At 72.4% G+C, this 16435-nt stretch carries 14 protein-coding genes; 9 read left to right on the top strand and 5 right to left on the bottom strand.

Annotated features, from left to right (window positions below):
• Positions 1-45: 45 nt before the first annotated feature.
• The 5 genes from GA0070617_RS09970 to GA0070617_RS09950 all read right to left on the bottom strand — a co-directional run bounded on the left by GA0070617_RS09970 (position 46) and on the right by GA0070617_RS09950 (position 5534).
• The gene (locus tag GA0070617_RS09970; RefSeq protein WP_091435740.1) at positions 46-1476 is read right to left on the bottom strand and encodes a GH1 family beta-glucosidase; all 1431 of its coding nucleotides are present in this window, start codon (positions 1474-1476) and stop codon (positions 46-48) included.
• Positions 1473-2315: a carbohydrate ABC transporter permease gene (locus GA0070617_RS09965; protein ID WP_091435738.1), complete on the bottom strand. Its 843-nt coding sequence runs from the start codon at positions 2313-2315 to the stop codon at positions 1473-1475. Before GA0070617_RS09965 ends, GA0070617_RS09970 begins: the two co-directional genes overlap by 4 nt.
• A gap of 10 nt (positions 2316-2325) precedes the next feature.
• Entirely contained in the window at positions 2326-3297 is a 972-nt protein-coding gene (locus GA0070617_RS09960; RefSeq protein ID WP_091435736.1) for a carbohydrate ABC transporter permease, read from the bottom strand.
• A 112-nt stretch (positions 3298-3409) separates the two neighbouring features.
• A complete protein-coding gene (locus tag GA0070617_RS09955; protein WP_091435733.1) occupies positions 3410-4699 on the bottom strand; it encodes an ABC transporter substrate-binding protein in 1290 nt (429 codons plus the stop codon).
• Between the two features lie 289 nt (positions 4700-4988).
• The gene (locus GA0070617_RS09950; protein WP_091435730.1) at positions 4989-5534 is read right to left on the bottom strand and encodes a plasmid pRiA4b ORF-3 family protein; all 546 of its coding nucleotides are present in this window, start codon (positions 5532-5534) and stop codon (positions 4989-4991) included.
• A 150-nt stretch (positions 5535-5684) separates the two neighbouring features.
• Here GA0070617_RS09950 and GA0070617_RS09945 point away from each other — a divergent pair, with 150 nt between their 5' ends.
• The 9 genes from GA0070617_RS09945 (at position 5685) to GA0070617_RS09905 (ending at position 16405) form a co-directional block, all read left to right on the top strand.
• Positions 5685-6518: a pyrimidine reductase family protein gene (locus tag GA0070617_RS09945; protein WP_091435728.1), complete on the top strand. Its 834-nt coding sequence runs from the start codon at positions 5685-5687 to the stop codon at positions 6516-6518.
• A 165-nt stretch (positions 6519-6683) separates the two neighbouring features.
• Positions 6684-8435 (top strand): ATP-binding protein, encoded by a 1752-nt coding sequence (locus GA0070617_RS09940; RefSeq protein WP_091435725.1) that lies wholly within the window; start codon positions 6684-6686, stop codon positions 8433-8435.
• Positions 8436-8453: 18 nt separating this feature from the next.
• Complete coding sequence (locus GA0070617_RS09935) at positions 8454-9602, top strand: exonuclease SbcCD subunit D (protein WP_091435723.1); 1149 nt, start codon at positions 8454-8456, stop codon at positions 9600-9602.
• Positions 9602-12076, top strand: a complete 2475-nt coding sequence (locus GA0070617_RS09930) for an AAA family ATPase (RefSeq protein ID WP_091435720.1) — start codon at positions 9602-9604, stop codon at positions 12074-12076. The genes GA0070617_RS09935 and GA0070617_RS09930 overlap by 1 nt, the downstream gene beginning before the upstream one ends.
• Before the next feature lie 28 nt (positions 12077-12104).
• Positions 12105-13064, top strand: a complete 960-nt coding sequence (locus GA0070617_RS09925) for a hypothetical protein (protein ID WP_091435717.1) — start codon at positions 12105-12107, stop codon at positions 13062-13064.
• Between the two features lie 64 nt (positions 13065-13128).
• Complete coding sequence (locus tag GA0070617_RS09920; RefSeq protein ID WP_091435715.1) at positions 13129-13986, top strand: spermidine synthase; 858 nt, start codon at positions 13129-13131, stop codon at positions 13984-13986.
• 80 nt (positions 13987-14066) lie between these two features.
• Positions 14067-14756, top strand: coding sequence for a sigma-70 family RNA polymerase sigma factor (locus GA0070617_RS09915; protein ID WP_091435711.1), 690 nt, complete (start codon positions 14067-14069; stop codon positions 14754-14756).
• Positions 14753-15526 carry an anti-sigma factor family protein gene (locus tag GA0070617_RS09910; RefSeq protein WP_091435709.1) on the top strand — a complete coding sequence of 258 codons (774 nt, stop codon included), beginning with the start codon at positions 14753-14755 and terminating at the stop codon, positions 15524-15526. Before GA0070617_RS09915 ends, GA0070617_RS09910 begins: the two co-directional genes overlap by 4 nt.
• 210 nt (positions 15527-15736) lie before the next feature.
• On the top strand, positions 15737-16405 hold the full coding sequence (locus GA0070617_RS09905) for a COG4315 family predicted lipoprotein (RefSeq protein ID WP_091435707.1): 669 nt from the start codon (positions 15737-15739) through the stop codon (positions 16403-16405).
• Positions 16406-16435: the final 30 nt, after the last annotated feature.

Below are 16435 nucleotides of genomic sequence, written 5' to 3'. Positions count from 1 at the left end.
CGGCGGGGACGGCACCGAAGCCGCTCGTGACTGGCTGGCCCTCGCCTATTGTGCGGCCAGACCGTTGCGTCGGATCACCTCGGCGTACCACCTGGCGCTGGACTTGGGGATGCGGTGCTGGCTGTCGTAGTCGACGTGGATCATGCCGAACCGCTTGGTGTAACCCCAGGCCCACTCGAAATTATCCATCAGTGACCAGGCGAAGTACCCCTTCAGGGGCACTCCGGAGCTGATCGCGGCGTGCGCGGCGCGCAGGTGGGCGTCGAAGTAGGCCAGCCGGTCGACGTCGTCGACCTCGCCGTCGGTCACCGTGTCGACGAAGGCCGAGCCGTTCTCGGTGACGTACAGCGGCAGGTCGGTGTAGTCGTCGTGCACCCGGCGTAACGTCTCGACCAGCCCCGGGGCGTCGATCTCCCACTGCATGTCGGTCACCGGGACGCCGCGCGTGACGAAGCGCACGTCCTCGCTGCCCGGCCAGCTGGAGGGCGCCGGCGTCTCGGGCCGCGGCCGGGCCTCGACCGGCGCGGCGACCACGTGCCGGCTGTAGTAGTTGACCCCCACCATGTCCAGGTCGGTGGAGATGGTGGCCAGGTCACCGTCGCGCACGTGCCCGAAGTCGGACACCTGGCGCAGGTCCTCCCGCAGGTCGACCGGGTACGAACCACGCAGCAGCGGGTCGAGGAAGAAGCGGTTCATCAGCCCGTCGATGCGGCGGGCGGCGTCCACGTCCGCGGGCGAGTCGGTGGCCGGGGTGACCGGGTACAGGTTGACCGTGACGCCGACCTCGGCCTGTGGGCGGGCCGCCCGCAGCGCCTGCACCGCGAGCCCGTGTCCGAGCATCAGGTGGTGTCCGGCGCGGACCGCGTCCGCCCCGGCCGTCCGCCCCGGGGCGTGCACCCCGGAGCCGTACCCGAGGAACGCCGAGCACCAGGGCTCGTTGAGGGTGGTCCAGTACCGGACCCGGTCGCCGAGCGCGTCGACGACCAGCCGGGTGTAGTCGGCGAACCGGGCGGCGGTGTCCCGGGCCGGCCAGCCACCGGCGTCCTCCAACGGCTGGGGCAGATCCCAGTGGTAGAGGGTGAGCCACGGCTCGATGTCGTGGGCCAGCAGCTCGTCGACCAGCCGCCGGTAGAAGTCCAGGCCCTGCTGGTTGGCCGCACCGGACCCGGTGGGCTGCACCCGGGGCCAGGCGACCGAGAACCGGTACGACTGCAGGCCGAGGCCGGCCATCAGCCGGACGTCGGAGGCGACCCGGTGGTAGTGGTCGCACGCCACGTCACCGGTGTGCCCGCCGACCACCCGCCCGGGGGTGTGGCTGAAGGTGTCCCAGATCGACGGCCCCCGACCGCCCTCGGTGGCCGCGCCCTCGATCTGGTACGCCGCCGTGGCGGCGCCCCAGAGGAACCCGGGTGGGAAGGTCAGCTGCCGAGCCTGGTCGAGCACGCCCACAGCGGGCGGTCCTGCGGGGTTGCTCACGACTTGACGGCACCTTCCATGATGCCGCCGATGATCTGGCGGCCGAACACGAGGAACACCAGCACCAGCGGGATCGTGCCGATGGCGGTGGCGGCGAAGACCTGCGAGTAGTCGGTGTAGTAGGCGTACGACAGGAACGCCAGCGACACCTGCAGGGTCGGGTTCTCCGGGCTGAGCACCGCGTACGGCCAGAGGAACGAGTTCCAGGTCTCCATGAAGGTGAGCAGACCGAGCACCCCGGCCGCCGGGCGCAGCGCCGGCAGCACGATGTTCCAGTAGATCCGGAAGGTGCTGGCGCCGTCGACCCGACCGGCCTCGATCAGCTCGTCGGAGATCGCCTGGCTGGCGTACTGCCGCATCATGAACACGCCGAAGGCGCTCACCAGGAACGGCACCGTGACCGCGTAGAGGGTGTCGTACCAGTTGAGGGACTGGATCATGCCCCAGAGCGGGATCAGGCCGAGCTGGGTCGGGATCATCATGGTCACCACGATGGCCAGCAGCAGCACGTTCTGGCCCCGGAAGCGCAGCTTGGCGAAGGCGAACCCGGCCAGCGAGCCGGTGATCACCACCGACAGCGTCACCACCGACGAGACGATGATCGAGTTCATCATGCCGGTGAGGAAGTTGGCCGCGCTGTTGTCCAGGACCCGGCCGAAGTTGTCGCCGAACGCGCTGCCGGGGGTCAACGGCGGCGGCACGTCGTTGATCGAGTCGAGGCTGCGGGTGCCGATGACCACCATGTAGTAGAACGGGTAGATCGACAGCAGCGCGGCGAGGACGAGCGCGACGTAGGTAAGTGGACTGGTGCGCCAGAGGCGCTGGGAAGCCGAGGTCACGACTCTCTCCTCACTTGGCCGAGCGGCGGACGAGCAGGAAATTGATCATCGAGACCAGCACGATGATCAGGAACATCGCCCACGCGACCGCTGCGCCGTAACCGGCGGAGTTGAGGTTCGTGATGCCCATCTCGTACATGTACATCGCCAGGGTCTGGAACTCCCGCAGGTTGCCACCGGTGATGCTGCCGTTGGCGAAGAGCAGCGGCTCGGTGAAGAGCTGCATGCCACCGATCGTGGAGAGGATCACCACGAAGACGAAGGTGGGCTTGAGCATGGGCAGGGTGATCTGCCAGAACTGCCGCCACTGGCTGGCGCCGTCGAGCGCGGCGGCCTCGTAGAGGTCGCGCGGGATGGCCTGCATGCCGGCGAGCAGGATCAGCGTGTTGTAGCCGGTCCAGCGCCAGTTGACCATCGAGGCGATCGCGGTCCACGAGCTCCACCGCTGCGAGTCCCAGGAGATCGGGTCGACCCCGACGAAGCCGAGCATCCAGTTGAAGAGGCCGAAGTCGCGCTGGAAGAGCATGCCGAAGACGATCGCGACGGCGGCCACCGAGACCACGTTGGGGATGAAGATGGCCATCCGGAAGAAGGTCTTGGCGCGCAGGAAGGTCCGGTTGAGCAGGTTCGCCAGGAAGAGCGCCAGCAGCAGCTGCGGGATGGTCGACAGGGCGAAGATGCCGAAGGTGTTGACCAGGGCGTTCCAGAAGTAGTCGTCCCGGATCAGCTGGGTGTAGTTGTCGAGCCCGATGAAGGTGTGCTCGCCGATCATGTCCCAGTCGTGCAGCGACATCCAGGCGGTACGCAGCATCGGGTACAACCCGAAGGCGCCGAAGATCAGGAAGAACGGCGCGATGTAGAGGTACGGGGAGTACTTGAGATCCAGACGCGAGAGGGTGTGTCCCTTGGGCCGCCGGGAGGATGGCTCACGGGGTGGTGGTGCTGCTGGTGACGGCGGTGCCGTCGTGGCCGACAGGCTCATTGCGGTTTCCTTTCCCGGCGAGAAGGAGGGGGATCTCGCGCAGGGTGGTACGCGGAACGGGACCGACCGGTGGCGTCCGGGTCATCCCCGAACGCCACCGGGTGGGACTGGCTCAGAAGCGGCCCTGGATCGCCGCGTCCTTCTGGAACTGCTCCCAGGCCTTGGCCTTGTCGGACTGCCCGTTCTCGAACGACCGCAGTGCCGGCTCCAGCGCGTTCTCCTTGACGGCCTGGTGCTTCGGGCCGAGGTGGACGGGCTGGATCTTCGCGACGCTCTCACCGAAGATCTTGCCGGTCGGCGCGCCGCTGAAGTACTCGTTGGTGTAGCTGAGGAACGCCTCGTTCTTCAGCGCCTCCAGGTTGGTGGGCAGCGGGCCGGTGGCCTTGAAGGCCTCCACCTGGCTGTTGGCGTTGGTCAGGAACTCCGCGAGCTTCGCGGCCTCCTTCTGGTGCTGGCTCTGCGCCGGCACGGAGAGCCAGGAGCCGCCCCAGTTGCCGCCGCCGCCCGGCACCGCCGCGACGTCCCACTTGCCCTTGTTGGCCTCGCCGGAGTTCTCCGCCACGATGCCGAGCATCCAGGACGGGCAGAAGGTCGCGGCGAAGGTGCCCTGCTTGAAGCCACCCGACCACGCCGGCGACCAGGTGGCGGCCTTGGCGGAGATGTCGGACATCGAGGTCGCGGTCTCCCAGGCGGCCTGCACCGCCGGGCTCTTGTCCGCGATGATGTTGTTTTCCTTGTCGTAGAACAGGTCACCGTTCTGCTGGAACAGCACGGCGTTGCTGACCGCGGTGATCGAGTCGATCATCGCCTTGCCGCCGCTGCCCGCCTTGTACTTGCGACCCGTCTCCAGGAAGGCGTTCCAGTCCGGCCAGAGCGCCGAGACCTGGTCCCGCTCGGTCGGCAGCTTGGCCGCCTCGAACAGGTCCTTGCGGTAGCAGACCGCGAGGCTGCCGACGTCGGTCGGCAGGCCGAGCAGCCGGCCGTCCTGGGCCTTGCCCAGCTCCCACTTCCAGGGCAGGTACTCCTTGGAGTGGTCGGCGACCAGCGGAGCGAGGTCCACCCAGTTCGCCGGGTTCGCCTTGAACTCGTTGAGGATGCCCTCCTCCAGCGCGACCACGTCGCCCGCGCCCTTGCCGGTGGCCAGGTAGCGGACCAGCTTGGGACGGTAGTCGCTGAGCTGCGCGGTCTTGCGCAGCTCGATCTTGATGCCGGTGTCCTTCTCGTACTGCTTGACGAGCTCGTCGTAGCCCATCTCGCCGAAGGTGTCGACGACCAGCTTGGCGGGCTTGCCGTCCGCCTGGCCCGAGCCCTCGTCGTTGCCGCAGGCCGTGAGACCGCCGAGTGCGGTGATCGCGGCAAGGGCGGCGACCGCAAGGCGGTTACGCCGCGTGGTGACGCTCATCCTGACCCTCTTTCGGTGGTGAGGCAGTGGGTTCCGTGGTGGGGTGTGCTGCTGACGCCGCCGGTCCAGACGGTGGTCGGGGCGGTGGCGAGTACTCCGGCCCGTTGTTTCCGTGGGACTCCGGGAGCGCTCCCATGAGACTGCCGTCGGGTTACAGGAGTGTCAATAGTCGATCGGGAGCGTTCCCCGATCGTTACCACCGGCCGGATTCGACGGGTGATCGTCCGGGTACGCACCGCCGGCTCCCGCGCCCGGAACCGCCACCCACGACCAGTTCACGCCGTCGGGGTCAGCAGAGCCGACGCAGCAGGGTGGTCACCCGCCCCGCGTCGAAGGCCGCCGGATCGAACCGCTCCCCGGCCCAGTCCCGTAACACGAGGTGCTCGGGATGACCCGGGTCGGCGTGGGCGGCCAACAGCACCTGGTAAGCGCTCGGACCGCCGGCGGACTCGGGCGGCCCGGCCCGCTCACCGTCGACACAGATCGGGTACCGCTCGTCCGGGTCGGCCACGAACACGTCCTCCACCAGCAGGTCGTGCTCCCACCAGTCACCGAAGTCGTAGGTGTACCGCCACCGGCTGCCCTTGCCGACCACCGCGTCCAACCGCACGTCCAACTCGTCGAGCACGGCCAGCTCACCCACCGGGTCCGGTACGCCGTACACCACCCCGTCGACGTCGAACGAGTGCAGGTGGCAGTCTCGCCAGCCGAGGGCGTACTGCAGCACCCGGTGCAGCCGGTCCAGGGTGTACCCGCCGGGCACCAGCACCCGCCGCCAGACGGTGGGCCGGACCCCGACCAGGGAGACTCTGAGTTGGAAGATCTGACGCGCCATGCGGCCCCGTCCTCCCTCGGCATAGGCTGCCGGCATGATCTGCCGAGCGTGCCGGGCCGGACGACACGGCGACTGCCCCGGCCGGAACTGGTGTGACTGCCAGCACCGTACCCCCGAGCCGCCTCCTCCGGTCACCGGTCCGGCCGGCGAATGAGCGGGCGCGCCGAGATCCGCCGGCTCTGGCCGGCACCGCACCACGAGCCGTCGGCACCGCACCGCGAGCAGCCGACACCGCACCGCGAGCAGCCGACACCGGGCGGCGAGGCGTCGACACCGCCCGGCGCCGGGCTCGACGACGCGGAGCTGACCGCGCTCTACGGTCGCGCCGACCGGCCCCACCTGCGGATGAACTTCGTGACCAGCGTCGACGGCGCGGTCAGCCTCGACGGCTACTCCGCCGGGCTGTCCGGCGCGCCGGACAAACGGGTCTTCGGCCGGTTGCGGATGCTCTGCGACGCCCTGCTGGTGGGCGCCGGCACGCTGCGCCACGAGGGGTACGACGCGCTGCGCCTGAGCGAGGCCCGGCGGGCCTGGCGGACGGCACACGGGCTGTCCGCGTACCCGACGTTGGTGGTGGTCTCCGGGTCGCTGCGGGTGGATCCGGCGCAGGCCGCCTTCGCCGACGCGCCGGTGCGACCGATCGTGCTCACCCACGCCGCGGCCGATCCGCCGGCCGGCCTCACCGACGTCGCCGACCTGGTCCGTTGCGGCACCGACCGGGTGGATCTGGCCGCCGGCCTGGCCGAGCTGCGCCGACGCGGGCTCGACCAGATCCTCTGCGAGGGTGGCCCGGTGCTGTTCGGCGCGCTCACCGCGGCCGACCTGGTCGACGAGGTCTGCCTCACCGTCGCCCCGCTGCTGGCCGGGGCCGGGCCGGGCCGGATCACCGCCGGGCCGGCGGCCAGCCCGCCGCGCCGGCTGCCACTGCGGCACGTGCTGCACGCCGACGACGGCACCCTGCTGCTGCGCTACGGCCGCGACTGAGCCCGGACCGCCGCCGCCTGCGGCCACCCGGCGCGGGTGACCATCGGTACGACGACGGTCGCTGCGCGTCGTGGGCGGCACGTCGCGTGGCAACCTGTCACACTCCTCGGGCAGGATGCAGGACGTGTGCGCTGACCGAGACCCCCGGCTGACCGGAGCCCGGCGATGACCGACGACCAGATCGACGGACCGGGTGAGGGTGTCGGGCGGGTGCTCGGCACCGCCGACGCCACCCCGTTGCAGTTCTGGACGGCGGTGGCCCCCGGCAGTTACCTGCAGCTCGACGACGTGGTGGTGACCCGCCGCGAGCTGCCCGACCGGGAGCCGGTGACGATCGCCGGGGTGGTCACCCAGGTCCGGGCCCGGCACGAGGGCGCCCAGTTCGAGTCGGACGTCTTCGCCATCGCCGACGGCACCCTGCCGGCGATGGTGCAGGAGGCGGCCGAGATCACCACCACCCGGGTCGACCCGGAGCTGTACGTGCCGCCGCAGCCCGGCGCGGTGGTGTTCCGGGCCGAGGGTGACGCCCGGGCCCGGGCGCTGCACTTCGACCGGATGGAGCGGCGCATCCCGATGGGCATGGGTCGCGACGGCGTGCCGGTCTACCTCAACGCCGACTTCCTCGACGGCAGCCGGGGCGCGCACGTCTCGATCTCCGGCATCTCCGGGGTGGCCACCAAGACCAGCTTCGCCACCTTCCTGCTCTACTCGGTGTTCCGCTCCGGGGTGCTCGGTGGCGACGCGGTCAACGCCAAGGCGCTGATCTTCAACGTCAAGGGTGAGGACCTGCTCTTCCTCGACCATCCCAACACCCGCCTCGACGACGCCACCCGGGCCGGGTACGCGAAGCTGGGCCTGACCGCCGGGGCCTTCCCGGACGTCCGGGTCTACGCTCCGCCCCGGGTCGGTGACGCCTCCGGCACCCCGGACGTGAGTAGCCGGTTGACCGGGGTGGACAGTTTCTACTGGACGCTCAGCGAGTTCTGCGCCGACCGGCTGCTGCCGTACGTCTTCGCCGACGCCGACGACGAGCGCCAGCAGTACACGATGGTGGTCCACTCGGTCGCCGCCCACCTGGCCCGGTACGCCCAGCCCGCCGACGGCGGGGTGAGCATCGACGGGGTGCGCCTGGGCAGCTACGCCGACCTGGTCGACCACGTCGTCGAACAGCTCAACGACGACGAGACCCGGGGCGACTGGGCCGGCAGCGCGGTCGGACTGGGCACCGTCAACGCGTTCGCCCGGCGGCTGATCGGCAGCAAGAAGGACCTGGGCCGGTTGATCCGCGGTGACCTGGCCACCCGCCGCCCGCACAGCATCAACACCGCCGAGAGCGCCCAGGTCACCGTGGTCGACCTGCACAACCTGCCGGACCGCGCGCAGCGTTTCGTGGTCGGTGTGACGCTCAAGAGCGAGTTCGAGCGCAAGGAGAAGTCCGGCACCGCCAAGCCGTTGCTCTTCGTCGTCCTCGACGAGCTGAACAAGTACGCCCCCCGGGAGGGCTCCTCCCCCATCAAGGAGGTGCTGCTGGACATCGCCGAGCGGGGCCGTTCACTCGGGGTGATCCTGGTCGGTGCGCAGCAGACCGCCAGCGAGGTGGAGCGCCGGATCGTCACCAACTCGGCGATCCGGGTGGTGGGCCGGCTCGACCCGGCCGAGGCGTCCCGCCCGGAGTACGGTTTCCTCCCGCCCGCCCAGCGGCAACGGGCGCTGCTGGCCAAGCCGGGCACGATGTTCGTCAACCAGCCGGACATCCCGGTCCCGCTCTGCCTGGAGTTCCCCTTCCCGGCCTGGGCGACCCGGGTCTCCGAGGCCGGCCGGGCCCCGTCGGAGACGCTGCGCTCGATCACCGGGGCGGCGGACCCGTTCGTGGTGGTCGGCTCCGGCGGCGGCAGCGACGACGACATCCCGTTCTAGCAGTCAGGTGCCCTCCCCATGAAGATCCTGCACACCTCCGACTGGCACGTCGGCAAGGTCCTCAAGGGCCAGTCCCGGGCCGAGGAGCACAAGCAGGTCCTCGCCGCGGTCATCGAGGTCGCCCGCGTCGAACGGCCCGACCTGGTCATCGTCGCCGGCGACCTGTACGACACCGCCGCGCCCACCTCGGAGGCGACCCGGTTGGTCACCCGGGCGTTGACCGCGCTGCGGCGGACCGGGGCGGACGTGGTGGCCATCGGCGGCAACCACGACAACGGGCCGGCCCTGGACGCGCTGCGGCCGTGGGCCGAGGCCGCCGGCATCACCCTGCGCGGCAGCGTGCTCGCCGATCCGGACGAGCACGTCGTCGACGGGGTCACCGCCGGTGGCGAACGCTGGCGGCTGGCCGCCCTGCCGTTCCTGTCCCAGCGGTACGCGGTCCGCGCGGTGGAGATGTACGAGCTGACCGCCGCCGAGGCGACCCAGACCTACGCCGACCACCTGGGACGGGTGCTGGACCGGCTCACCGAGGGCTTCGACGAGCCGGACCGGGTGCACCTGGTCACCGCCCACCTCACCGTGGTGGGGGCGAGCACCGGCGGCGGCGAGCGGGACGCGCACACCGTGCTCGGCTACGCCGTGCCGGCCTCGGTCTTCCCGGGCACCGCCCACTACGTCGCGTTGGGTCACCTGCACCGGTCGCAGCGGGTCGTCGGCCCCTGCCCGGTCCGCTACAGCGGCAGCCCGCTGGCGGTGGACTTCGGCGAGCAGGAGAACGTGCCGTCGGTGACCGTGGTGGAGGTGACCGCCACCACCGCGGCGCGGGTCCGCGAGGTGCCGATCGCCGCGGCGGTTCCGCTGCGCACCGTACGCGGCACGCTGGCCCAGCTCGCCGAGGCGCCGCCGCCGGAGGGGCTGCTGCGGGTCTTCGTCAGCGAGCAGCCCCGCGCCGGGCTGCGTGAGGAGGTGCAGGAGCTGCTCCCGCACGCCCTGGAGATCCGGATCGACCCGCAGCTGCTGCCGGCGCCCGGCAGCGCCACCCGGACCGCCCAGCGGTCCGGTCGGTCGCCCCGGGACCTCTTCGCCGACTACCTGGGCAGCCGGGGTCACGCCGACGACGAGGTCCGTGCGCTCTTCGACGAGCTGTTCGAGGAGGTCGACCGGTAGTGCGACCGATGCGGCTGGACCTGGCGGGCTTCACCGTCTTCCGGGACGACACCACCATCGACTTCACCGACGCCGACTTCTTCGCCCTGGTCGGCCCGACCGGTTCGGGCAAGTCGACGGTGCTGGACGCGATCTGCTTCGCCCTCTACGGCACGGTGCCCCGCTGGGGCGGGACCCGGGGACTGGCCAACGCGCTCGCTCCGTCGGCCACCGAGGCCCGGGTCCGGTTGGTCTTCGAGTCGGCCGGGGAACGCTACGTGGCGACCCGGGTGGTCCGCCGGGACTCCCGGGGCAACGTGAAGACCGCCGGCGCGGGCCTACAGCTGATGCCGGCCGGGTTCGACGTGACCAAGCTGGACACCGGGCTCAGCCCGGAGGACCTGGGCGAGGTGGTCGCCGGTACGCCGGCGGAGATGGAGGAGGCGGTGCTGGCGGCGGTGGGGCTGCCGTACGAGCAGTTCACCAGCTGTGTGGTGCTGCCGCAGGGGCAGTTCGCCGACTTCCTGCACGCCCGGCCGGCCACCCGGCAGCAGATCCTGGTCAACCTGCTCGGCCTCGGCGTCTACGAGGAGGTGCAGCGCCGGGCCACCGAACGGGCCGGGCAGGCCGAGGCGCGGCTGGACGAGGTGACCCGGCTGCTCGACGCGCTGACCGGCGTCGACGACGCGACGCTGGCCGAGGCCGAGGGGCAGGTCGAACGGCTGCGGGAGCTGACCGGGGCGGTCGCGGCGGCCGTACCGGAGCGGGAGCGGGCCGACGCGGCGGTGCGCGAGGCACACGCGGCGCTGGCCGCCCTCGACGCCGAGCTGACCGTGCTGGGTGCGGTGGCCGCGCCGGACGGGGTGGCCGAGGTGGCCCGCGCGGTGGCTGACGCCCGGGCCGGCGCCGACGAGGCGACGGCGGCGGTGGCGCTGGCCGAGGAGCGGGAGGAGAAACTGCGCGGGGAGCTGACCGGCGCGGGCGACGAGAGCGCCCTGCGGCTGCTGCTCAAGGCGCACACCGACCGGGACCGGCTCACCGGCCAGGTCGAGACGGTGGCCGCGGCGGTGACGGCGGCGCAGACCGAACACGACGCGGCGGTGGCCGCGCTGGCGCAGGCCCGGACGGCGGCCGAGCGGGCCGAGGCCGAGCTGGCGGCGGCGTTCCTGGCCCACGAGGAGGCCAAGGCCACCGACCAGGCGGTCGCGTTGCGGGCGCACCTGGTGGCGGGGGCGGCCTGCCCGGTCTGCGAGCAGCAGGTGTCGCGGGTGCCTGCGGTGCCGGCCGGCTCGGCGGTGGCCCGCGCCACCGCCGCCGGCAAGGCGGCCCGGACGGCGAGCGAGGCGGCCAAGCGGGTCCTGCAGGAGCGTGACGCCGCCGCCCGCGACCTGGACCGGGTCCTGCTGCGCGCCCGGACCGAGCTCGACCAGCTGCGGGGCCGGTTGGCCGAGTTGGACGACCAGCTCGCCGGGGTGGCCACGCCGGAGGCGCTCCGCCACGACCTGGCCGAGCAGGCCCGGTTGCGCCGGGCGCTGGAGGAGGCGGCCGGCGCGGTCCGGGCCGGCCGGGACGCCGCCCGGCGGGCCCGCGGCACCTGGGACGCCGCCGAGCAGCGGCTGCGTGCCGCGTGGCGGGAGTTCGACCTGACCCGCGACGGGCTGGCCCGCCTCGGTCCGCCGACGGCCGACCGGGACGACGTCGCCGCCGCCTGGGCGGCGCTCACCGGTTGGGCGGGTGACCAGGCCGACCGGCGGCGGGCCGAGCGGGTGACGCGCAGCGCCGCCCTCGACGCGGCGAACGCCGAGCAGAGGGCCGTGCGGGAGCGGATCGCCGCGCTGTTCACCGCCGCCGGTCTGCCGGTCGACGACGATCCGGTACGCGCGGCCACCCTCGCCCTGGAGCGAGCCGAGGCGGCCCACCGCCGGCTGGTGGAACGCCGCGAGCAGGCCGCCGAGCTGCGTGCCCAGCGGGCCGGGCACGAGCAGCGGGCCCGGGTGGCCCGGGCGCTGGCCGGGCACCTGCGGGCCAACAACTTCGAGCGGTGGCTGCTGGCCGAGGCGCTGGACCTGCTGGTCGACGGGGCGTCGTCGATCCTGCGGGAACTCTCCGGCGGCCAGTACGACCTGGTGCACGACAAGGGTGAGTTCTTCGTCGTCGACCACCACGACGCGGGGCTGCGGCGCGGGGTGCGGACCCTGTCCGGTGGGGAGACGTTCCAGGCGTCGCTGGCCCTGGCGCTGGCCCTGTCCGAGCAGCTGGCCGGGATGTCCACCACGGCGGCGAGCCTGGAGTCGATCGTGCTGGACGAGGGCTTCGGCACCCTGGACGCGGCCACCCTGGACACGGTGGCCGCCACCCTGGAGACGCTGGCCGCCCGGGGGGACCGGATGGTGGGGGTGGTCACCCACGTGCCCGCCCTGGCCGAGCGGATACCGGTGCGCTTCGAGGTGCGCAAGGACGCCCGCAGCGCCCGGGTGGAACGGACCGGCCGGTGAGGTCGACAGTGGTCGGGGGGCCGGGCCGGTGAGCGCCGGACGGTTCTTCGTGGACAGCTGGGATCCGGCCTACGGCGCCTCCTTCGAGGCGGCGGCCGGCGGGCCGGCGGCACCGAGCAGCGCCCAGGTCGACCCCACGGTGGAGCTGCCGGTGGTGGACTGGCGGGCCATCGACGTGCGCGCGGACGTGCGCGCCCCGGACGTGGTGCTGCTTGTCGACGGGGTACGCCGGATCGACGCGAGCGTCTGGACGGCGGAGGCCGACGGTGTGTCGTACCCCGGGCTCGCCGCCTCCTACGCGGCCGGGGTGGTCCGGTGCGACCTGGAGCGGGGCGCGGCCGAGCTGGCCGGGGCGCGGGTGGCGCGGGGACTCTTCACGGCCAGCCCGTCGGCGCGCGAGGTGGTGGCCGGGCGGATCCGGTACCCGGTGCACCGGGTGGGCGGCAGCGGTGAGCTGAACAAGCTGCCCGCGGCGGTGCAGGGGCCGCTGACCGCGCTGGAGGTGGAGGTCTCCGGCGCGGCCCGTACCGACGACGACCTGCTGGTGGTGGACGGTCCGCTGCGCAGCCGGCGGCAGCTGCCGCGCACCCTGGGCTACATCAAGACCCAGCACAGCCAGTACCTCGACGCCCGGTTGACCGCGGTGGTGACCGGGTTGCGCTCCGGCCAACGCTCACCGGTGTTCCGGCTCGGCACCGCCTGGGGTGGCTACTCCTGGTACCTCCGCCTGCCGGTGGCGGCCGGGGCGCCGTGGGCCGGCATCGTCCGGCTGGAGTGTTCCCCGGAGCTGCCCGAGACCGAGGCGGTCCGGCTGGCCGACCTGTCGCTGGTGACCCTGCCCCGGTTCGCCTCCACCCCGTACAAGGATCCCCGGGCACCACAGAACCTGGTCCCGATCGCCGGGCTGGAACGCCGGCTACGCGCGATGCTCGGCGACGCCCGACTGCTGCACCGGGCCCTGAGCAGCGCCGCCCGGACCGGCCCATGAGGGCCGGGACAAGCCGCCCGGACCGGCCCGTGAGGGCCGGCGCAGCCGCCCGGACCGGTGGCTGATGGGTCGGCGGCGGGTGGCGGACCGGCTGGTCGAGACGGTCGACACCGGGCAGGCGGAGCTGGTGCCCGATCCCGACCGGCCGGGATCGTGGACGCTGCTGTTGGACGGCGCGCCCCAGTCGCACGTCGACCTGACCGACCCCACGCACCTGGAGTTCGAGTACGTCCGGCGGTTCGCCGCCGCGATCGACCTGGTCGCCCCGGCCGGTACGGCCCTGCGGGTGCTGCACCTCGGCGGCGGGGCGTTGACGCTGCCCCGGTACGTCGCGGCCACCCGGCCCGGCTCCACCCAGCGGGTGTCGGAGGTGGACGGCGCGCTGGTGGAGCTGGTCCGGCGGGCACTTCCCTGGCCGGCCGACCCGCGACTGCGGGTCCGGGTGGCCGACGCCCGGGCGACGCTCACCTCCACCCGGGACGCGAGCTACGACGTGGTGGTCGCCGACGTCTTCGCCGGCGCGCGGACCCCGGCCCACCTGACCTCGGTGGAGTACGTCGACGAGGTGGCCCGGGTGTTGCGCCCCGACGGCTGGTACCTGGCGAACCTGGCCGACGGCCCGCCGTTGCGCCACGCCCGGGGGCAGGTGGCCACGGTCCGTTCGGTGCTGCCCCGGGCCTGCCTGATCGGTGACGCGGCGGTGCTGCGCGGCCGGCGGTACGGCAACCTGGTGCTGGTCGCCGGGCGGGTCGAGCCGCCGGTGCCGGAGCTGACCCGGCGGGCCGCCGGCGACTGGTTTCCCGGCCGGGTGGTCGCCGGTGCGGACCTCGACCGGTTCGCCGGCGGGGCCCCGGTGGTGCGGGACACCGACGCCACCGGCTCCGAGCCGCCCCCACTCGGATTTTTTTCTTCCCGGCGTTGATCCGCTGGGAGCGCGCCTCCGTATCATCGGGCGGCACCTGCCAAGGGTTGCTGTGCTCATAGGACGTTCCGGAGGTCTGCATGCATGCGGTGGCGGCCGGCTGGCACGGCGACCGGGTCCGGCCGGACTGGATGTCCGCCCGTTCCCAGTCCCGGGTGCCCCGATCGACGCGAGGGGTCGACACCCGTCCGGTCGATCGCCAGAACGAGCCGGTGACGCCGCGCCCGACCCCTGGGCGGCACCAGGCGCCGGAGGAGACCGGTCACGCCGACCGGTTGATCCGGCTGCTCTACGCCGAGCACGCCGGCCCGTTGCTGATGTTCGTGATGCGGTTGACCGGCGGCGACCGGCAGCGGGCCGAGGACATCGTGCAGGAGACGCTGCTGCGGGCCTGGCGCAACGCGCACCGCCTCGGCGCGCAGGGGCAGGGTTCGGTACGGCCGTGGCTGGTCACGGTGGCCCGCCGGATCGCCATCGACGAACACCGCAGTGAGCAGGCCCGGCCGGCGGAGACGTACGACCGGGACCTGACCGCCTTCGCGGAGTCCGACAGCACCGACCGGGTGTTGCGGACGATGACTGTGGCGGACGCCCTGCGTACGCTGAGTCAGTCGCACCGGGAGATCCTGGTGGCGACGTACTTCCGGGGACGCACGGTGCCCGAGGCGGCCGAGGAGCTGGGGCTGCCGCTGGGCACCGCGAAGTCGCGGGTCTACTACGCGCTGCGGGCGCTGCGCACGGCTCTACAGGAGAGGGGGGTGACGGAATGAGTCGGACCGAGCACATGGACGTCGCGGCGTACGCGCTCGGCGTGCTGGACGAGCAGGACACCGAACGGTTCGAGGAACACCTCGCCACCTGTTGGGCCTGCGCGGCCGAGCTGGAGACCATGGTCCCGGTGGTGGGGCTGCTCTCCGACATCGACGGCGAGACCATGACCGCGATGGAACAGACCGCTACCGATCCCCGCCTGTTGGACCGAACCCTGGTCGCGGTGCGGGCCCACCGGCGGCGCCAGCGGTTCCGGCAGGTCCTGACCGCCGCCGCCGCGGTGGTGGTCTTCGGCGGACTGACCGGGGTCGGCATCGCCAGCGTCAGCGACGGCGGTGGGCAGCAGGTGATCGCCGAGCCGACGACCAACGCGTCGGTGGACCCGCCGCCCAACCCGACGGTCAGTGGTCCGGGGCTGGGTGGCCCGAACCCGATCGAGGGTGAGCCGTTCGCCGCCACGGATCCGACCACCGGGGTCGCGGCGACCTTCTACATCGCCGACAAGAAGTACGGCACGCAGGTCAACTTCGTGATGGACAAGCTGCCCGGTCCGCGTACCTGCCGGCTGGTGGTGGTCCGCCGCGACGGCAAGACCGAGGTCATCTCCTCCTGGTCGGTGCCGCCCGGCGGGTACGGCACGAACAGCAACTCGGAGAAGCTGGTGCTGGGCGCCTCCACCTTCGCCACCCGGGACGACATCGCCCGGCTCCAGGTGCAGTCCGTCGACGTCAACGGGGTGGCGACCCCGCTGGTGGCGGCGAAGCTCTAGCCAACGGGCGCTGATCGGCGTCGGTCACCCGTACGGGTGGCCGGCGCCGATCCGTCGTTTCCGCCACGAACGCCTCGGGTGTGGACTCCCACGCACGAATCGGCCGAGCGGTTCAATGGCACCGGAGTGAAATTGAGCACCCCTGGTCGTTCAACCTTGACAGCACTCTCCCCGTACTACTCGGTGAACTGCCAAGTATGAGGAGGGCACGTGGCAAAGCTGAAGCGAACCGTCATCGTCGCGGGTGCGCTGGTGGCACTTACGGCCTGCGCTCCCGCAGGTTACGACCCGGCCAACCCGGGTGCGGCCGAGCCGGTCGCGGTCGCCGCCGCCGAACCCACCGCGACGGTCGTACCGGAGTCCAGCGAGACCCCCGTTCCCGAGGAGACCGTGGCCCCCGAGGCGACCGACGCCCCCGAGGCCGCGCCACCGCCTGCCAACGTCAAGTTGACCACGGCCCTCAAGGGCAAGGCGGTGCCCAAGATGGGCAACGTGGTCACCGACGAGAAGGGCTTCCTGCTCTACCGCTTCGACAAGGACACCAACGACCCGGCCGCCTCGAACTGCGTCGACAAGTGCGCCCAGGTCTGGCCGCCCGCGCTGACCGACGGCAACCCGCAGCTCACCGGCGTCTCCGACGACAAGGTCGGCACCGTGACCCGGCAGGACGGCACCCGCCAGATCACCCTGGACGGCTGGCCGCTGTACCGCTACATCGGGGACAAGAAGGCCGGTCAGTGGAAGGGCCAGGGCGTCGGCGGCACCTGGTTCGCCATCCAGCCCAACGGCAAGAAGAACCTGGAGTGCCTGCCGACCGGCACCCCGAAGGCGGTCGAGCCGCCGGCTGACAACAGCGGCGACTCGGGTTACTCGTACTGATCCACCGCAGCCGGTGGCCGGTCGCCCCCC

Origin of the sequence: Micromonospora yangpuensis (assembly GCF_900091615.1) — a bacterium.
Classification (GTDB): Bacteria; Actinomycetota; Actinomycetes; order Mycobacteriales; family Micromonosporaceae; genus Micromonospora; species Micromonospora yangpuensis.
The sequence above is the reverse complement of the archived record's forward strand: the minus strand, read 5'-3'. Positions and strand labels throughout refer to the sequence as shown.